Genomic DNA, 18,656 nt, shown 5'->3' with positions numbered 1-18,656 from the left:
TCCATCCCGGCCGTCCGGCGCGGGCCAGGGTCCGGCGCCGGCGCGGTTCGGTGCGGTTCGGTCGATTCGGTGCGGTGCGGCGGCACCCCGGAGGGGACGGCCGGCCGCACACGGAGGCTTCCGGTGCCCGGCCCGACAGGCCGGACGCCGGGACGGGGCCCGGGCCCATGGTCCGGGCCGGGTACGGCAAGCGGGCCGGGCACCTGGGGAGGTCCCCGGCCCGCTTGTGCCCCCTGTGCCCCCGGTGTCCTGTGCCCGCTGCCGCCGGGCCGGGGGCGGCGGGAGCAGCGGTGCCCGCGGGGCGGCGGTCCGCTCCCCGGGCGTCCGCGGGCGCGGCTCAGCCGTGGGGGACGACCGCGACGGGGCAGGGCGCGTGGTGCAGCACCGCGTGGGTGACGTGGCCGAGCGGTGAGGCGCGGCCCTTTCCGCGCACGCGGTGGCCGGCGACCAGCAGGTCCGTGCCCGCGCCGGCGGCGATGAGGCCGGGGCCGGCATTGCCGCGGACCACCTCCTCGACCGTCTCGACCTCCGGATACCTCTCCCGCCACGGGGCGACCGCGTCCGCGAGGTACCGTCTCGCCGGGCCCTCGTACGCGTCGAGCACCTCCATGTCCTGCGGGATCGTGGCCCAGCCGTAGGCCCGCTGGGCGTCCCAGACGTGGACGGCCCTGACCCGGGCGCCCCGGGCCGCGGCGGCCTCGTAGGCGAACCGGACCGGCTCCTCCGCCTCGTGGTGGTAGTCGAACCCGACGGCGACGACGCCGTGCTCCGGCGCTCCGGGGTCGTAGCCGGCCCGGACGAGTACCACGGGACGCTCGGAGCGGCCGACGACGGCCAGGCTCACCGAGCCCATGAGGTGCCCCACCATGCCGGTCAGCCCCCGGGATCCCAGGACCAGCAGCTCGGCGTCCTGGTCGAGGAGGCTCTGCACCGGCGAGTCCGGCTCCCGCCGGACGTCCACCGGCAGATCCGGATGGCGCTCGCGGACGCGCCGCTCGAGACGCAGCAGCCGCTCCTCCGCCCAGCGGTACTCCTCCTGCGGGCCGAGGGCGGCCTCCGCTTCGCGCGGCAGCGCCTCCCGCGCGCAGAGGATCCGCAGCGGCCGGCCGCGGAGCCCCGCCTCGCGGGCCGCCCACTCCGCGGCGGTCATGCTCTGCGGGGATCCGTCGACCCCCGCGACAACCGGATGCAGCACTGTCTCTCTCCTCGGCGGGGGGTCCGGCACGGGGAGGACCGGCGGCCCGGGCGCTGCCCGGCGCGGGGGCGGTGCCGCCGCCGCGCCGGTCGCGCGCAGGACCGCCGCGCCACGGCGCCGTGACGGCCGTCGGTGGCTCCCGGTTCCCACTGTGCGGCCGGCGGGGAGGGGCGGCAATTCGGTGTACGGCCGGATGCGCCGTGCCCGCCGGCCCGGCCGGCCGTGGCGCGGGTCGGCCGCCGGCCGATCGTGGGGGGCCGTCCCCGGTGACGCCCCACGGCCGCCGTCCTTCCTGGTCAGCGGGGTGCTGCCGACTGCGGTCGCCGGGTGGCCCGGACCGTCTGAGACTGGAGGGAGGCCATCCGGCGGAAGGAGCCAGACATGACGACGCAGCAGCGCACGCTGTACACCACGTCGGCCGAGTCGCGGCCGGGGGTGACGGAGGTCCGTGTGAGCGGGGACGGCGGCCGGACACTGCCCGTGGTGAACCCCACGGCCCCCGGTGGGCTCGACGAACGTTCCGGCTGGAGCCCCGAGCAGTTGTACGCGGCAGCCGTGGCGACGTGCATGCACCAGGCCCTCGAACTGGCGGCCGGGGTCCGCGGCGCGGACACCGCCGGCAGCAGCGTCGCCGCCGAGGTGTCCCTGGAGCACGACGGAGCCCTGCGCTACTCCCTCGCGGCGGAACTGACCATCGAACTGCCCGGGCTGGAGGGGAACGCCCGGTCGACCCTGATCGACGAGGCGATCCGCTTCTGCCCGCTGGCGGCGAACGTCCGCGTCAGCGGTGGCTGAGAGCGGCGGCTGAGCGGCACCCGCCGGTCCGGGGAGTGCCGGCCGCCGGTCCCCGCCCCCGGTCGCCGCCTTCCGGCCGTCCGTGCACGCGCGTTCGGCTGTTCGGCCGGACGGCGTGCCCCTCAGGTGTCCGTGCGGAGGAGCCCGCGTCCGCACGCTGGTAGGCAGAGGTGGTCCCCTTCATCGCTGCAGGACCGGACGTCATCCCGCGGGAACACCGCCCGCCCGGGGTACGGAGGACGAGAACATGAGCTCCCTGCCACCGAACGCCGGGCCCATGCCGCCGGGCACCGGCGTCGCCCACGGGCCGGGGCCGCTGGGCCGCCTGGGTGCCTGGGCCGCCGGCCACGCCAAGCTGGTCTTCCTCATCTGGCTGGTGGTCGTGGCCGTGCTCGGCGTCTTCGCACCCCAGGTCAACTCGGCCCTCTCGGGCGCCGGCTGGCAGGCGAACGGCTCCGAGTCGGTCCGGGTCCGCGAGCTCGCCCAGCGGCACTTCGGCGGTAACGCCTCATCCGCCCTGCAGGTGGTGGTCTCCGCCGACCGGCAGGTCACGGCCCCCTCCGTACGGCGGGTCATCGCCGAGGTCACCCGGGAACTGGAGGCCGACGACCGCATCTCCGAGGTGATCCCGCCGCAGCCCGGGGCCACCGTCAGCCCCGACGGACGCACCGCCATCGTGCTCGGCGGCGCCGGCGCGGATCCCAACGACATGGTGCGGGCCGCCGACGACCTCAAGGAGCCCCTGGAGGATCTGTCGCGCAACGGCATCACCGTGCACGCGACCGGTTCCTCGGTGCTGTGGAGCGACTTCAACGAGGCCAACCACGACGCGATGATCCGCGCGGAGGTGCTGTCCTGGCCGGTGACGCTCGCCGTCATGGTGCTGGCCTTCGGCTCGCTGGTCGCCGCCGGGCTGCCGCTGCTGCTGACCCTGGCCGGGCTGGTCGCCTCGGCAGGCTGCCTGGTCCTGCTCAACGAGCTGACGCCGATCTCCGTCTGGGCGATGAACTTCGCGATGATGTTCGCCCTCGCGCTGGGCATCGACTACGCCCTGTTCCTGGTGATGCGCTTCCGGGGTGCCCTGAGCCGGGCGGACACCTCCGTGCGGGCCGTCACCGAGACCATGGACACCGCGGGCAAGGCCGTGCTGCTGTCCGGGATCACCGTCGTGATCAGCCTGTCCGCCGTCATGCTGGTGCCCGCCCCGGCGTTCCGGTCCATGGCCGGGGGCATCATGCTCGCGGTGCTCTTCGTGCTCGCCGCCACCCTGACCCTGCTCCCGGCCGTCCTGGGCAAACTCGGCCACCGGGTGAACGCCGTGGCGCTGCCGTGGGTGCGGGCGGGCGAGCACCGTTCGCCCGTGTTCGCCGCCTGGGGGGAGCGCCTGTGGCGCCGTCCGCTGCTGTACGGCGCGGCGTCGCTGGCCGTCCTCGTGGCGCTGTCCGTCCCGGTGTTCGGGCTGCGCACCGCGATGCCGTCCATCACCGTGGTGGACGAGGACACCTCGGCGCGGGCCGGTTACGCGGCCGTGAGCGAGGCGTTCGGTCCCGGGGCGCCCGGCACCCTTCAGGTGATCACTCCGAGCGTCCGGGCCAACGACACCGCGGCCGTGCTGGAGCGGGCCCCCGGCCTCGCGGCCGTCATGCCCGCCCAGCCCGCCCCGGACGGCTCGGGGCTGTCGATGATCCAGGCCGTGCCGGAGGTGGGACCCTCGGACCCGGCCCTGGGCGGGACACTCGACTACCTGCGCGCCACGCTGCCGGAGGAGGCGCTGGTGGGCGGCGCCGCCGCGGAGAACCTGGATCTGCAGAAGCTGCTCAGCGACAAGGCTCCGCTGGTCATCGGTGTCGTCCTGGTGCTCGGGTTCGCCCTGCTCCTGCTGGCCCTGCAGGCGCCGCTGATCTCGGCGCTGGGCACCCTGGCCAGCCTGCTGTCGACCGGAGCCGCGTTCGGGGCCGCCCGGCTGATCTTCCAGGAGGGCTGGGGCGACGATCTGCTGGGCTTCACCTCGCAGGGTTTCCTGGACGCCTGGGCTCCGGTGTTCTTCTTCGCCATGATCTTCGCGATCGCCATGGACTACACCGTCTTCCTGCTCTCCTCCGCCAAGGAGCACTTCGAGCGGAGCGGTGATCCGCGCGACGCGATGGTCGGATCGATGGCGCACTCGGGTCGAGTGATCTTCGCCGCCGCGGGCGTCATGGTGGCCGTCTTCTTCACCTTCGCCCTCGCGAAACCCCTTCCCCCCAAGGAAATGGGCATCATCCTCGGCATCGCCGTCCTGCTGGACGCCGTACTCGTGCGGCTGGTGCTGCTGCCGGTGCTGCTGCGGCTGACCGGCAGGGCCGCCTGGTGGTCCCCCGCCTGGCTGCGGCGGATCCTGCCCGACGTCCGCTTCGCCCACGACTGATCCCGTCCGCCCGCGTACGCGGTCGGACTCGGGCGGGCGGGCGGTCGGACTCGGGCGGATGCGGCGCGCACCGGGGCGGGAGGGCCCTGGTGTCCGGGCCGACCGGCTCCCTCGGCAGTCCGCTGTGTTCGTGATCGCGGCCGGGAGCGAGAGCGAAGAGCCGGGTGGCGGACCCTCGGGTGCGGGTGGCGCGCGGACGGGCGCGGCCGCCCGGACGGGCCCGCGCAGCGGAGGCACCGCCGGTGTCGGCGGTGCCTCCGCTGCGCCGGTGCGCTCCGGTTCTGCCGGGCCGCCTCAGGCGGCGGCCTGTCCCGGCTTCAGCAGCACCTTGGTCCAGCCGTCCTCCCGCCGGTCGAAGCGCCGGTAGGCGTCCGGGGCGTCCTCCAGCGGCAGGCGGTGGGAGACGACGAAGCCGGGCTCGGCCCGGCCGGCGACGATGAGATCCCGCAGGTGCCGGTTGTACGCCTTGACATTGGCCTGGCCGGTGCCCATCCGCAGGCCCTTCTCGAAGAACCGGCCGATGCGGAAGAGCAGTTCGCCCTTCTGCGCGTGCTCGCTCGGGCCGCCCGGGTCCTCGGGGACGTAGAGGCCCACGACCCCCAGCATCCCGGTCGGCCGGACGGCCTCAACCAGGGTGTTGAGGACGATGGCGGGCTGCTCCTCGCCCTCCCGCGCGGTCGCCTGGTAACCGACGGCGTCGATGCCCTTGTCGGTGCCCTCTCCCCCGGTCTGCTCCTTGATCTGCTCGGCCGCGTCGCCCTGGCCGAAGTCGACCGGGATCGCTCCGATCCGCTCGGCGAGCCGGAGCCGGTCCGGCTGCCGGTCGACGACGAAGACCCGGGAGGCGCCGCGGAGCAGCGCGGAGTACGCCGCCATGAGGCCGACCGGTCCGGCGCCGAACACGCAGACCGACTCCCCCGGTGACACCCGGGCCAGCTCGGTGGCGTGGTAGCCGGTGGGGAAGATGTCGGCGAGCAGCGCGAAGTCGTCCTCGTGTTCGTCGCCGGGCGGCAGTTTCAGGCAGTTGAAGTCGGCGAAGGGCACCCGCAGGTACTCGGCCTGCCCGCCGCGGTAGGGGCCCATCGACACATAGCCGTACGCCCCGCCGGCGAAGCCCTCGTTGACGGTCAGGCAGAAGCCGGTGTTGCCGGCCAGGCAGTTCTTGCAGAAGCCGCAGGCCACGTTGAACGGCAGGACGACCCGGTCGCCCTCGCGGATCCCGGCGACACCGGGCCCGGTCTCCTGCACGACGCCCATGTTCTCGTGGCCGAAGACGATGCCGGGCTCGGCTCCGGTGCGGCCCTCGTACATGTGGAGGTCGGAGCCGCAGATCGCCGAGGTGGTCACCTTGATGACCACATCGGTGGGGTCCTCGATCCGGGGGTCCTCGACGTCCTCCACCGCCACGCTGTACGGCTCCTGATACACAACGGCTCTCACGGGGTCCTCCTCGTCGCGCGGCACCGGGGCACTCCCGCGCCCCGCCGGCACGGGATCGCCGCTCCCCTGGGCCGCAATTCCGACGGAGTTCCCCGGTCCGCCGGATTCACACCCGCCGGTCCCGCGTTGTCCCCTCCGCGCGGCCCGGCCGGGCCGCCTCACCGGGTCGGCACCGCCGGGCCACGACGAGACGGCAGCGGGGGCTGCCGTCCGGCCGCCGGCCGAGGCCCTCCAGGGGCGCCGTGCCGACCTCGAACCCGGCTCCGGTGAGCTCCCGCCGCACGTCGGCGAGGCGGAAGGTGCGGTAGTACATGACAAAGGGGGGCCGCCAGAGCGCGTTGCGGACGCGCATCGCGGCGTCGAAGCCCCACAGCGCCCAGTAGGGCCGCGAGCCGACCGGGGGCGGGGCCGGCAGCGGGAAGGCGAACACCCCGCCCGGCCGCAGCGCCGCGTGCACCCCGGCGAAGAGCGCGGGCCGTTCCTCCGGCAGGAAGTGCCCGAAGGCGCCGAAGCCGACGGCCAGGTCGAAGGCTTCCGCGAAGGGCAGCCGCCGGACGTCGGCCCGCACCAGGTCCACGGCCGGGCCGCCCGGGACTGTGGGCACGGCGGACCGGGCGACGGCGAGCATGCCGGCGCTGAAGTCGGCGCCGACCACCCGCTCCCGGCACACCCGGCGCAGCACGCCCAGGCCGGCCCCGGTGCCGCAGCCGAGGTCGAGCCCGGTGCCGAAGGGCCCCAGCGGCCGGAGCGCGGCGGTCACCGCGTCGAGCACGCGGCCGGGGGTGCGGTAGGGCGTCCGGTCGAACTTGGGCGCGAGCAGGTCATAGCCGCGCTCGACGGAGGAGAGGGCCTGGACGGCGAGTTCGCGGAGGGTCGGGCCCCGGTCGGAGGACATGACGGCCACGGTAACGAACGGCCCGCCCCGTGCCGCCCCGTGCCGCCCCGTGCCGCCCCGGTGGCCGGGGCGGGGCCCGGCCACCGGACGCGCACGCGGGCGCTTCGGGAGCACGGCGCGCGCCGTCCGCGCCCCGGCGGGCGCCCCGTCACGGCCGCGTCATCTGATTGTTATAGCGCCCAACAAATTCTCCCGTCCGGGGGCTGGCGCACCGCCGGGCGGTGGCCATAAGTTCCCGCTCACAACATTCAGTCGGGTGTTCCACACCAACATCCGCGAACCGGTCGAGAGCGCGCTTCTCATCCCGTAAGGATCCCGTAGAACACCGTGCGGACGGTCGTCCCGTCGCACCCGCAGAAAGGACCCTGCCCATGCGCAAGGGACTCCTCCTCACCGTCGCCTCGGCGACCCTGCTCGCCTCCACCCTGACCGCCTGCGGCGACAACTCCTCCTCGGACGGTGCCGCCGGATCCGACGGCAAGAAGCCGAAGATCGGCGTGATCCTCCCGGACAGCAAGTCGTCCGACCGCTGGGAGACCGCGGACCGGAAGTACCTGGCCGCGGCCTTCAAGAAGGCCGGGGTGGACTACGACATCCAGAACGCGCAGGGCGACAAGCAGGCCTTCCAGACCATCGCCGACCAGATGATCACCAGTGGGGTCGGTGTCCTGGTCATCGTCAACCTCGACAGCGGCACCGGCAAGGCCGTCCTGGACAAGGCCAAGTCGCAGGGCGTCGCCACCATCGACTACGACCGGCTCACCCTCGGCGGCTCCGCCCAGTACTACGTCAGCTTCGACAACGTGGAGGTCGGCCGGCTCCAGGGCGAGGGCCTGGGGAAGTGCCTGGCCGAGAAGAAGGCGGAGAAGCCGATGGTCGCGGAGCTCAACGGCTCCCCGACCGACAACAACGCCAAGCTGTTCGCCGAGGGCTACGACGGCGTCCTCAACCCGAAGTACGCGTCGGGCGAGTACGTCAAGGGTCCCAACCAGTCCGTCCCGGACTGGGACAACGCGCAGGCCGGCACCATCTTCGAGCAGATGCTCACCAAGGAGCCGGGGATCGACGGGGTCCTGGCCGCCAACGACGGCCTCGGCAACGCGGCCATCGCCATCCTGCGCAAGCAGAACCGCAACGGCAAGGTCCCGGTGACCGGCCAGGACGCCACCGTCCAGGGCCTGCAGAACATCCTCGCCGGCGACCAGTGCATGACGGTCTACAAGGCCATCAAGAAGGAGGCCGACGCCACCGCCGAGCTGGCGATCTCCCTGGCCAAGGGCGAGAAGGCCGAGACCAACGCGACCGTCCGCGACCCCGAGGGCAAGCGGGACGTGCCGGCCGTGCTGGAGACCCCGGTGGCCATCTACAAGGACAACGTCAAGGACGTCGTGGACGACGGCTACGTGGCCAAGGCCGAGCTCTGCACCAAGAAGTACGCCGACCTCTGCGCCGAGGCCGGCATCAAGTAACCCCGTCCCCGTCCGGTGGGACGGACGGGGCGGCCCGCCCGGCCCGTCCGGCCGGTCCGCCCCCGTCCGTCCCGCCGCGGGGCCCGCGGCCCCCGACACCAAGGAGCCCTCCCCCCATGACCGCCACCCCGATCCTGGAACTGCGCGGGATCGACAAGAGCTTCGGCCCGGTGCAGGTCCTGCACAACGTGGACTTCACCGCGCACCCGGGAGAAGTGACCGCGCTCGTCGGCGACAACGGCGCCGGCAAGTCCACCCTGGTCAAGTGCATCGGCGGCATCCATGCGTTCGACGCCGGCGAGTACCTCTTCGAGGGCCGGCCGGTGCAGATGCACAGCCCGCGGGACGCCGCCGCCCTCGGCGTCGAGATCGTCTACCAGGACCTGGCGCTCTGCGACAACCTCGACATCGTCCAGAACATGTTCCTGGGCCGGGAGAAGCGCAGCGGGCTCATCCTGGACGAGGCCACGATGGAGGAGATGGCGGCCGAGACGCTCGCCGGTTTGTCCGTACGGACCGTCAAGTCGGTGCGGCAGCGGGTCGCCAGCCTCTCCGGCGGCCAGCGGCAGACCGTGGCCATCGCCAAGGCCGTGCTGTGGAACAGCAAGGTCGTCATCCTGGACGAGCCGACCGCCGCGCTCGGCGTCGCCCAGACCGCCCAGGTCCTGGAGCTCGTCCGGCGACTGGCCGACAACGGCCTCACCGTCGTCCTCATCTCGCACAACCTCAACGACGTCTTCGCCGTCTCCGACCGCATCGCGGCCCTCTACCTGGGCCGGATGGCCGCCCAGGTCAGGACCACCGACGTCACCCACGCGCAGGTCGTGGAACTGATCACCGCCGGACGCAGCGGGGATCTGGGCCTCGCCACCACCAACGGAGCCACCGCATGACCACCGCCGTCCACCAGGACCCGCCGCAGCCCCAGCAGCAACCCGTCAAGCAGCCGCCGGCCGACGCCCCCGGCCTGCGCACCACCGTCCGCGACTACGCGGGCCGGCTGCGCGGCGGCGAACTGGGCGCCTTCCCGGCCGTACTCGGCCTGGTCGTGCTCTGCCTGGTCTTCGCGATCCTGCGGCCGGTCTTCCTCTCCAACCTCAACTTCGCCAACCTCCTGACCCAGGGCGCCGGCAGCATCGCCATCGCCATGGGCCTCGTCTTCGTCCTCCTCCTCGGCGAGATCGACCTGTCGGCCGGCTTCGCCAGCGGTGTCTGCGCCGCCGTGCTGGCCATCCTCCTCACCGACCTGGGCTGGCCCTGGTACGGGGCCGTCCTCGCGGCCGTGCTCACCGGCGTCCTGATCGGCCTGGTGCTGGGGCTGCTGGTGGCGCGGATCGGCATACCCTCCTTCGTCGTCACGCTGGCCGCCTTCCTCGCCTTCCAGGGCATCGTGCTGATGCTGCTCAAGGAGGGCACCAACATCTCGATCCACGACAGGACGATCCTGGCCATCGCCAACGACAACCTCCCCCCGGCCCTCGGCTGGGCCCTGCTGGCCGCCGGCGTCGGGGCGTTCGCCGCCGTCCAGCTGCGGCAGGCGGCGAACCGCCGCAGGCGCGGTCTCACCTTCGCCCCGCCCTCGCTGCTCGCGGTCCGGATCGGCTCCCTCGCCGTCCTCGGCGGTGTCGCCGTCCACCTGCTCAACCAGGAGCGCAGCCGCAATGTCCTGGTCGACTCGCTCAAGGGCGTGCCGATCGTGGTGCCGCTCATCGCCGTGCTCGTCGTCATCGGCACGTTCGTGCTCCGGCGGACCTCCTACGGCCTGCACATCTACGCCGTCGGCGGCAACCCCGAGGCCGCCCGGCGGGCCGGGATCAACGTCTCCGCGATCCGGGTCTCCGCCTTCGTCATCTGCTCGACCCTGGCGGCGGTCGGCGGCATCATCGCCGCCTCCCGCGGCAACTCGGTGGACCCCAACACCGGCGGCAGCAACGTCCTGCTGCTGGCGGTGGGCGCCGCGGTGATCGGCGGCACCAGCCTCTTCGGGGGCCGCGGCCGGGTGGTCGACGCGGTGCTCGGCGGCATGGTCGTCGCCGTCATCCAGAACGGCATGGGCCTGATGGGGTACAGCTCGGGCGTCAAGTACGCTGTCACCGGCTCCGTCCTGCTGATCGCCGCCGGTGTGGACGCGGTGTCCCGCCGCCGGGCCGTTCAGCGATGAAGTCGGAGCACGGATGAAAGCCGGTCCCTCGCAGGAGGAGGTCCGCCGGCAGAACCTCAGCAGTCTGCTCCGCCACATCCACCTCGGCGGGCCGGCCTCCCGCGCAGCCCTCGCCGAGCGCATGGGACTCAACCGCAGCACCATTCTGGCCCTGGTCAGCGAGCTGACCTCGGCCGGTCTGGTGCGTGAGGAACTGCCCCGCGAGACCGGGCGGGCGGGCCGGCCCTCCCTGGTCGTCAAGCCGGAGAGCGCCCGGGTGTACGTGCTGGCCTTCGATGTGGGCGTCGACTACCTCGCCGTCGCCCGCATCGGGCTGGGCGGCGCCTTCCTCGACCGCCGTGAGACCACCTACCCGAGGATCGGCATGCACCCGGGCGAAGCGGCCGGCATCCTCGCCGGGCACGCGAAGCAGATGATGGCCGCCGCGCCCGCGGACGCCGTGTGCGTGGGCGCCGGCGCGGCCGTGCGGGGCATGGTGCGCCACCCCGACGGCCTCGTCCGTTCCGCCCCCAACATCGGGTGGACGGACGAGGACTTCGGCGGGGACCTCACCGGCCGGCTCGGCCTCGGCCTGCCGGTGCTGCTGGACAACGAGTCCAACCTCGGCGCCCTGGCCGAACACCTCCGCGGCGCCGGCACGGGCCTGGACGATCTCATCTACCTGCACGGCGACATCGGCATCGGCGGCGGCGTCATCACCGGGGGCCGGCTGCTGCGCGGGAGCGGCGGGTACGGCGGCGAGGCCGGCCACATGATCGTCAATCCGCGGGACGGCAGACGCTGCAGCTGCGGTGCCCGCGGCTGCCTGGAGGCCGAGGCCGGGCAGAACGCCCTCCTCGACGCGGCCGGACACGTCCCGGCCACCACCGGCCGGCAGGCGGTGCGGGCCGTCATCGAGGCCGCCGACCGCGGCGACATCACCGCCCGGTCCGCGCTCCACACCATCGGCGACTGGCTCGCCATCGGCATCGCCAACCTCGTCAACCTCTACAACCCCGCCGCCGTCATCTTCGGCGGGACTCTGCCGGACATCTACCTCGGCGCCGCGGCCCACATCCGCAGCAGCATCAACACCCACACGCTGGCCGCCGCCCGGGAGAACGTCCGGTTCCGCGTCTGCCGGCTCGGCAACGACACGGTCCTGGTGGGCGCCGCGGAACTGGCCTTCACCCACCTCTTCGCCGACCCTGTCAACCACCGGGCGCGGTAGGGGACTCGGGCAGCGACCCCGCGGCACGGGCACGTCACGCAGGCGGCGGTCACCCCGCCGCCGCCCCGGATGGCGGCGCCCGCCCCGCCGTGTTTGCCTGGCACCGCGCGCACCGCACCGCACCGGACGACGCGGCGGCCTGCCCCATCCGGCTCTCCCGGGCCGCTCAACGACAAACGGACGAACCGGTGACCCAGCAGCTGAGCCGCGCCGAGATCGACGGCCGCGGGTACTCCGTCTCCACCGCGATCCTCTACGGCGTGGTGACGCGGCTGCGCGGGCTGGAGCCCGGCGCCGAGGTGTCGGTGCGGACGGGGCGGCTGCCGGCGGTGGACAGCGACATCCGCGCCTGGTGCCGGACGACCGGCCACGAGCTGGTGGCGGTCACCGAGGAGGGAGCGCGGGAGCGCTGCTGCCGGATCCGCAGGGCCGGGCGGCCGCGTCCCCGGCCGGGCTGGGCGTTCGTCGTTTCCCGGGCGGGGCTGGAGGAGCTGCTCTCCCCGCTCGGGTTCGCGCTCGGCGCGGCGCTGGGCGGCAGCAGGGTCGCGCTCTACTTCCAGGGCCCGGCGGCGCGCGTCCCGGCCCGCGGCTTCACGGCGCGGCTCTCGGGAGTGCACCGGGCGCCGTTCAGCGTGTTCGCGCGCCGCGGTCTGGCTCGCGCCGGGCATCCGTCCCCGCACCGGAAACTCGGCCAGCTACAGGAACTGGGCGCCCGGTTCTACGTCTGCGGACCCTCGATGGAGCACTTCGGGGTGCGGGAGGAGGATCTTCTCTTCGACGACATGACCGTCGCCGCGTATCCCACGTTCGTGGAGGAGATGCAGGCGCCGGGCGTGCAGCTCTTCCCGTGACTCCCGTGACTCCTGTGACTTCCGTGAGCGCCCGTGCCCTCGGGCAACGGTCTGCCGGCGGTACGGTCGCGGAGCAGGGCGGACGCACCGTCAGGTGCGCGCGGGCCCGCCGATCCAGCGGTGCCACCAGTGGTGCCGCCGGGGGTGCACCGCGCGCCCCAGCCGCCGGCCGAGGAGGAGGTAGCCGAGCAGGGCCCCGGTGGTGTTGAGGATGACGTCGTCGATGTCGAAGGCGCGGCCGCGGACGAGCGAGCCCTGGAGGAGTTCCACCAGCACCATGACCAGGGCGGTGACCAGCGCGACGCGGAGGAGTCCCCGGGTCCTGGGCAGCAGCACGGGGAGCAGGAGGCCGAAGGGCACGCCGAGCAGGATGTTCCCGCCGATCTGCTTGACGGTGTCCTGGAAGGCGGGCTGTTCGAGGTAGTTGCGGATGGAGTCCCCGGGGCGCAGGTTGCTGTAGATCAGCTCCTCGGAGGCGGCGGAGGGTTCGAGCGTGAGCCGCGCCAGGACGACGGCGAACGCCACCATCCCGGCGAAGGCCGCGAGCATCACGATCACCCGGAAGAATCCGCTGGGCCCGGAGCGCCGGTCCCCCGGGGCGGAGCCGCCGCCCCCGCCCGCCCCGGCCCGCCTTGTGGCTCCGCCCCGGGTGCTCCGCCGCGCCGTGCTCGCGCTCCGCCCGGCCGCGCCCGCTCCGGCCTTGCCGTTCTTCCGGTCTGTCGTCGGTGCCTTGCCGAACGGTACGCGTACCACGGTGCCACCCCCAGGGTCGTCCTGCTTCGTGCGCACCGGTTACCCGGAGTCAAGGAGCACATGCGGACGTGCCGTGCCGCGGTCCCGGCGGGGCCCCGCCGGCATCCGGCCCGTCATGGGACGGGCGCGCCCGGAGCACCGCCCGGATCCCGGCCGGCCGCGGCCCGGCAGAGCAGTACCTGCTTGCCCGCGCCGGCCGTGCCGGAGCCGATGCGTTCGTGGGCGAGGGCGGCCTGTTCGAGCGGCAGGGTGCCGGGCGAGGCCGGGCTGATCCCGCCCCGGGCGAGGAGGCCGAACAGCGTCCGGACGTCCTCGCGGTACCAGTCGGGGTGCCGGTCGCGGAGCACGGCGATGCGGTACGTGGAGACCTTCCTGCCCCCGGGCAGGGCGCCGGCCAGCAGGACCGGCGCGGTGGCGGGGAAGAAGCCGAGGGTGCGCAGAGGGCTGCGCCGGCCGTGGGACAGGGCGGCCGAGTAGCCGAACAGGACCAGCCGCCCGCCGGGGCGCAGCGCCCGGTAGGAGCTCCAGGCCGTGCGGCCGCCGATGCCGTCCAGGACGACGTCCGCCCCGCCCCGGGTCTCCTCGCGCACCCGCCTTGCGACGTTCTCCGCGGTGTAGTCGATGGCCGTGGCGCCCAGTGCGGCCACGCGGGCCAGTCCGTCCCCGGATGCGGTGCCGTACATCTCCAGGCCGTACAACTGGCCGAGTTGGAGGACTGCGGTGCCGACCGCCCCCGCGGCGCCCTGGTACAGCACGCGCGCCCCGGCGCGCACCCCGGCCGCGCGGTGCAGCAGTTGATGGGCCGTGGCGTAGGTGAAGACCACGGAGACCGCCCGGAGCGGGTCCACACCGGGCGGTACGGGCACTGCGGCGCGGGCGGGCAGGCAGACGTAGTCGGTGTACGCGCCGTGGACGGTCATCGCCGCGACCCGCTGTCCGGGCTTCCACCCCTCGGTTCCCGGGCCGAGGGCGTCGACGACGCCGGCGAGGACGTAGCCGGGGGTGAAGGGCGGCTTCGGGCCGCCCGAGTACACGCCCTCGCGGAGCAGGAGGTCGGTGAAGTTGACCTCCGCGGCCGTGACGGCGACGCGGATCTCCCCGGGCCCGGGCCGGGGGACGGCCTCCTCGGTGAGGCGCATCATCTCCGGTCCGCCGTACCGGGAGACCACGATCCGCCGGTTGACCGGCTCGCCCGGCTCCGGCCGCGCGGGGGTGCGGCGCGGCCGGAGCCGGACCATGACCACCCGTTCGCCGGAGAGCCGGACCCGGGGGTGTCTCCGGCGGTAGGCGCGCAGGGCGGCGGCGGTCTCCCCGGGGGCGGCCGCGCTGTCCAGCACCTCGGCCGTGGCGTCGGTCGTCCGCCCGGCGAGGAGCAGCCGGACGGGGGCCGCCGGGCGCAGGTTGCGCCACCAGGTCTTGTGGTCCGCGCGGCCGACGAGGACGTACAGGTCGCCGCCGGACCGCGCGTACATCACCGGGAGGGTGCGGGCCCGGCCGGTCCGCCGGCCCAGGTAGGTGAGCAGCAGCAGGGAGCGGCTCAGCGGCCGGTGGAACCGTGAGCGCAGCAGGGCGCCGACGACGGGATCGGCGGGGCGGGTGGGGATGTCCATGGTGGTGTCCCTCGGTCGGCGAATGGTGCGGCCGGGCGTCCGCGCGCGGGGGGCGCCCCGTCGTCTGTCCCGCCCGGCCGGGAGGCGGTCGCCTCCGGGCCGGGCGATGTGAGGAGCCCCGGCACCGTGCCGGGTCTTCCGGGCCCGTGGCGGCGCGGCGGCGGCGCCCGACGTCCGGTGACAGGCGGTCACCAGGTGACGGGGAGGGATTCGGCGGCGCGGATCAGCGCGCCGCGCTGCCAGCGGAGCCGGTCCGCGGGGACGGCGAACCGCAGCCGGGGGAAGCGGTCCAGCCAGGCGCCGACGAGGAGTTCGGCCTCCATGGCGGCGAGCAGACCGCCGGGGCAGTAGTGCGGCCCGTGTCCGAACGCGACGTGCGGGGCACCGGCGCGGTCGATGTCGAGCCGGTCGGGTTCGGGGAAGACCTCCGGGTCGCGGTTGGCGGCGACGTACGACACGTACACCGGGTCTCCCGCCCGGATGCGGACGCCGGCGACGGTGACGTCCTCCAGCGCGATGCGGGCGAGCCCGACGGCGTTGCGGTGCGGGATGTAACGCAGCATCTCCTCGATGGCCGCGGGGCGCAGCCCGGGTTCGGCGCGCAGCCGGTCCGCGAGGTCCGGGCGGGTGAGCAGGAGATAGAGCATGTGGCCGCCGTTCTTGGTGACGGCCTCGCCGCCGATCTGGAGGAGCTGCGCGAATCCGGTGGCCTGGCTCTCGGTGACCCGGCCGTCCGCGACGGCGGCGCCGAGCAGCCCGGTGACGTCCTCGCCGCCCGGCGCGGCACGCTCCCGCAGCAGCCGGGTGAAGTAGCCGCCCATCTCGTGTTTGGCCCGCTCGCTGTGCCCGGCTCCGTGGGTTCCGGAGAGGATGAGCGCGGTCAGTTCGTTCATCCTGGGGCGGTCCGCGGCGGGGACCCCCATGAGTTCGCAGACGACGGCGAGCGGGAACGGTGCCAGCAGCCGCTCGGCGAAGTCGGCGGGCGGGCCCTCGTGGAGCAGGGTGCCGACGAGGTCGTCGAGGATCTCCTGGGCCCGTGCGCGCAGCCGTGCCACACCCCGGGCGGTGAAGGCGGGGGCGACCGCGCGGCGCAGCGCGGTGTGGTCCGGCGGGTCCAGGAAGCCGATCCCGTCCCGGGCCGGGATGAAGTGCGGGGCCAGCCGGGTGACGTCGCGGTCGAGGACGGCTCTGCGGCTGAAGCGGGGGTCGTTGGTGACGGCTCTGACGTCGCGGTGGCGGGTCACGAGCCAGGCCCACCCCGTGCCGTGGGGCAGACTGATCCGGGTGACCGGACCCTCGCGCATGAGTTCGGCCATCACCGGGTCGAAGTCCGTGCCGGAGAGGTCCGCGGCGGGCCATGCGCGGACGGGAGGCAGGGCTGCGGCGCCGGCGGGAGCCGGGGCGGCGGGAGCGGGCGCCCCGTCGGTCCCGGTCGCGCCGGTGTCCGCGCCGGTGTCCGTGCCGGCCGTGGCGGTCTCGCCGGTGGTCACGCGGCCTCCCCGACGAGGGTGCGGGCGGCGGAGGTCCAGCGGCCGAGGGACATCTCCGCGGTGATGCCGGGCCCGAATCCGGCGAGCACGCCGCGCGCGGAGTCGTGGAGGCCGCCCTCGTCGAAGAGGCGGCGCAGGGCGTCCAGGACGACGGCGCTGGCGATGTTGCCGTACTCGGTGAGCGTGGCGCGGCTGAAGCGGAAGGCGTCGGCGGGAACGTCGAGGAACTTGCCGAGGTCGTCGAGGATGCGGGGGCCGCCGGCGTGGATGACGTAGAAGTCCAGGCCGGAGGCGTCCCATCCGTGGTGTGCGGCCAGTTCGCGGAGGGCGGGGGCGAGGGGTTCCATGGTGCCCGGCACGCGTTTGTCGAGCTTGAAGTGGAATCCGGTGGCGCGCACGTCGTAGGCGATCCAGTCCTCGGTTCCGGGGACGAGGTAGGAGCCGTTGCGTTCCAGGGTGATGCCGGTGCCGCCCCGGCCGCGTACGACGGCGGCGGCGATGCCGTCACCGAACAGGCCGTTGGAGAGCAGGTTGCCGATCCCGATGTCGTCCGGCTGGTAGCAGAGCGAGCAGAACTCGCAGGCGACGATGAGGGCGTTGGCCCGGGGGTGGGCGGTGCAGAAGTCGTGCGCCAGGTTGACCGCGGCGCCGCCGGCCGCACAGCCGAGCTGGGCGATGGGGAACTGGCGGGTGTCGCCGCGGAAGCCCATCGTGTTGATCAGCCAGGCCGTCAGCGACGGCATGGTGAAGCCGGTGCAGGAGACGAAGACGATGGCGTCGATGTCGGTGACGCGCGCGTCCCCGTCGCGCAGCGCCGCCCGGACGACGGCCGGCACCCGGGCCTTGGCCTCGGCCTCGTAGACGGCGTTGCGCGCCTCGAAACCGGGGTGGCGCAGGGTCTCCTCGATCGGGCGCACCAGATGGCGCTTGCGCACCCCGGTGTTCTCGATGAGCCGGAGGGCGAGTCCGAGCCGTGGGTGGTCCGCGTGGCGCGACCTCGCCAGGTCCAGGGTCTGTTCCAGCGTGATGACGTGCTCCGGCACGGACACCGCGGGTCTGCACAGCGTAGCCATGGTGGGGGCTCTTCTCTCCGGCTCGGGGTTCGGCGCATGTGCCGACTGTCCTTCCTCCCCGCGGTGCGTTTTCAACACGAATATGCCGGATGGGCGGCATGGAATCGGTTCCGGAGGGCCCTCCGTGACGCCGTACGGCGCAAGGCCCCGCGGGTGGGCCGGCGCCCCGGCGGGCCGGGCCACGGCCCGGCCCGTACCGCAGGCGCGGGTGCCGGCCAGGAGGGCGCAGGACCGCCGGATCGCGTGCCCCCCGGCCCGGCCGTTGCGCGCCGGGCGCCGCCACCCGTTCCCGGGCGGGGCGGGCGGCGTCACGGGCGGCGCCGTCACGGCCGCTTTCCCGCCGCTCCCGGCAGGGAGGCGGCGTGATCGGGCACATGGGTCTGAGTGTCCCGGGGCGGCCGCCGGTAGCCCGCGGACGGCGGGCGGGGCGGCAGGATCAGCTCCGGCCGCTCCACCTCGTGGTACGGGACGGTGGAGAGCAGATGGGCGATCATGTTGATGCGCGCCCGTCGCTTGTCGTCCGCGTCGACGACGTACCACGGGGAGCCGGGAAGGTCCGTGTGGGCGAACATCTCGTCCTTGGCCCGTGAGTAGTCCTCCCAGCGGATGCGGGACTCCAGGTCCATCGGCGACAGTTTCCACCGCCGTGCCGGGTCGGCCATGCGGGAGCGGAAGCGCCGTTCCTGCTCCTCGTCTCCGACGGAGAACCAGTATTTGCGCAGCAGGATGCCGTCCTCGATGAGCAGTCGCTCGAAGACGGGGCACTGGCGCAGGAAGCGTGCGTGCTCCTCCTCGGTGCAGAAGCCCATGACCCGCTCGACACCGGCCCGGTTGTACCAGCTGCGGTCGAAGAGGACCAGCTCCCCGGCGGCGGGCAGATGCTCCGTATAGCGCTGGAAGTACCACTGGGTGCGCTCGCGTTCGGTGGGCGCGGGCAGTGCGGCGACCCGGGCCACGCGGGGGTTCAGATACTCGGTGACGCGCTTGATGGCGCCGCCCTTCCCGGCCGCGTCCCGGCCCTCGAAGAGGACCACGAGCCGGGCGCCCGTCGCACGCACCCACTCCTGCAGGACGACCAGCTGCTCCTGGAGGCGCAGCAGTTCGCGCTCGTAGACCGGGCGGGGCAGCCGGGCGGACCGGCCGCCGGCCGCGCTCCCGGCTGCCTCCCCGGGCCCGGTCTCGGGCGGACGCCGGTCACGGGGCTTGTCGGGCATCTGGTCCTCCGGGGGTGGGGCGGTGCGGGGCGGCGGGAGCCCGTGGGCCGTGAGCAGCCGTCGCGTCCGGACCGGCCGGGGTGGAGTCCATCC

Annotated in this window: 15 protein-coding genes; 7 read left to right on the top strand and 8 right to left on the bottom strand. The window is 74.1% G+C overall.

Annotation, left to right across the window (positions count from 1 at the left end):
• Nucleotides 1-337 precede the first annotated feature (337 nt).
• Nucleotides 338-1,195 carry a universal stress protein gene (locus KBZ10_RS28215; RefSeq protein WP_210990578.1) on the bottom strand — a complete coding sequence of 286 codons (858 nt, stop codon included), beginning with the start codon at nt 1,193-1,195 and terminating at the stop codon, nt 338-340.
• 381 nt (nt 1,196-1,576) lie between these two features.
• Here KBZ10_RS28215 and KBZ10_RS28210 point away from each other — a divergent pair, with 381 nt between their 5' ends.
• Nucleotides 1,577-1,990 carry an OsmC family protein gene (locus KBZ10_RS28210; protein ID WP_210990577.1) on the top strand — a complete coding sequence of 138 codons (414 nt, stop codon included), beginning with the start codon at nt 1,577-1,579 and terminating at the stop codon, nt 1,988-1,990.
• A gap of 247 nt (nt 1,991-2,237) precedes the next feature.
• Nucleotides 2,238-4,397, top strand: coding sequence for an MMPL family transporter (locus KBZ10_RS28205; RefSeq protein WP_210990576.1), 2,160 nt, complete (start codon nt 2,238-2,240; stop codon nt 4,395-4,397).
• Between the two features lie 294 nt (nt 4,398-4,691).
• Here KBZ10_RS28205 and KBZ10_RS28200 read toward each other — a convergent pair whose 3' ends face one another.
• Entirely contained in the window at nt 4,692-5,837 is a 1,146-nt protein-coding gene (locus tag KBZ10_RS28200) for a glutathione-independent formaldehyde dehydrogenase (protein WP_210990575.1), read from the bottom strand.
• Between the two features lie 106 nt (nt 5,838-5,943).
• Nucleotides 5,944-6,732, bottom strand: coding sequence for a class I SAM-dependent methyltransferase (locus KBZ10_RS28195; RefSeq protein ID WP_210990574.1), 789 nt, complete (start codon nt 6,730-6,732; stop codon nt 5,944-5,946).
• Nucleotides 6,733-7,103: 371 nt separating this feature from the next.
• Between KBZ10_RS28195 and KBZ10_RS28190 the strand changes: the two genes are divergently transcribed.
• The 5 genes from KBZ10_RS28190 to KBZ10_RS30415 all read left to right on the top strand — a co-directional run bounded on the left by KBZ10_RS28190 (nt 7,104) and on the right by KBZ10_RS30415 (nt 12,423).
• Entirely contained in the window at nt 7,104-8,201 is a 1,098-nt protein-coding gene (locus KBZ10_RS28190; protein WP_210990573.1) for a sugar ABC transporter substrate-binding protein, read from the top strand.
• Between the two features lie 116 nt (nt 8,202-8,317).
• Complete coding sequence (locus KBZ10_RS28185; RefSeq protein WP_210990572.1) at nt 8,318-9,094, top strand: ATP-binding cassette domain-containing protein; 777 nt, start codon at nt 8,318-8,320, stop codon at nt 9,092-9,094.
• Nucleotides 9,091-10,362, top strand: a complete 1,272-nt coding sequence (locus KBZ10_RS28180) for a sugar ABC transporter permease (RefSeq protein ID WP_210990571.1) — start codon at nt 9,091-9,093, stop codon at nt 10,360-10,362. Before KBZ10_RS28185 ends, KBZ10_RS28180 begins: the two co-directional genes overlap by 4 nt.
• 13 nt (nt 10,363-10,375) lie before the next feature.
• Entirely contained in the window at nt 10,376-11,572 is a 1,197-nt protein-coding gene (locus KBZ10_RS28175; protein ID WP_210990570.1) for an ROK family transcriptional regulator, read from the top strand.
• 188 nt (nt 11,573-11,760) lie between these two features.
• Nucleotides 11,761-12,423, top strand: coding sequence for a DsrE family protein (locus KBZ10_RS30415; protein WP_210990569.1), 663 nt, complete (start codon nt 11,761-11,763; stop codon nt 12,421-12,423).
• Between the two features lie 90 nt (nt 12,424-12,513).
• Here KBZ10_RS30415 and KBZ10_RS28165 read toward each other — a convergent pair whose 3' ends face one another.
• From KBZ10_RS28165 to ppk2, 5 genes are all read right to left on the bottom strand, one after another.
• Nucleotides 12,514-13,176, bottom strand: coding sequence for a VanZ family protein (locus KBZ10_RS28165; RefSeq protein ID WP_307847653.1), 663 nt, complete (start codon nt 13,174-13,176; stop codon nt 12,514-12,516).
• 113 nt (nt 13,177-13,289) lie between these two features.
• Complete coding sequence (locus KBZ10_RS28160) at nt 13,290-14,786, bottom strand: nitroreductase family deazaflavin-dependent oxidoreductase (RefSeq protein WP_210990568.1); 1,497 nt, start codon at nt 14,784-14,786, stop codon at nt 13,290-13,292.
• 188 nt (nt 14,787-14,974) lie between these two features.
• Nucleotides 14,975-16,162, bottom strand: coding sequence for a cytochrome P450 (locus KBZ10_RS28155; RefSeq protein ID WP_247703119.1), 1,188 nt, complete (start codon nt 16,160-16,162; stop codon nt 14,975-14,977).
• Nucleotides 16,163-16,272: 110 nt separating this feature from the next.
• A complete protein-coding gene (locus KBZ10_RS28150) occupies nt 16,273-17,349 on the bottom strand; it encodes a type III polyketide synthase (protein WP_210990567.1) in 1,077 nt (358 codons plus the stop codon).
• Between the two features lie 323 nt (nt 17,350-17,672).
• Nucleotides 17,673-18,563, bottom strand: coding sequence for a polyphosphate kinase 2 (ppk2, locus tag KBZ10_RS28145; RefSeq protein ID WP_210990566.1), 891 nt, complete (start codon nt 18,561-18,563; stop codon nt 17,673-17,675).
• Nucleotides 18,564-18,656: the final 93 nt, after the last annotated feature.

Source organism: Streptomyces sp. F63 (genome assembly GCF_018070345.1).
Lineage (GTDB): Bacteria > Actinomycetota > Actinomycetes > Streptomycetales > Streptomycetaceae > Streptomyces.
This window is presented reverse-complemented; position numbering and strand designations above follow the sequence as displayed.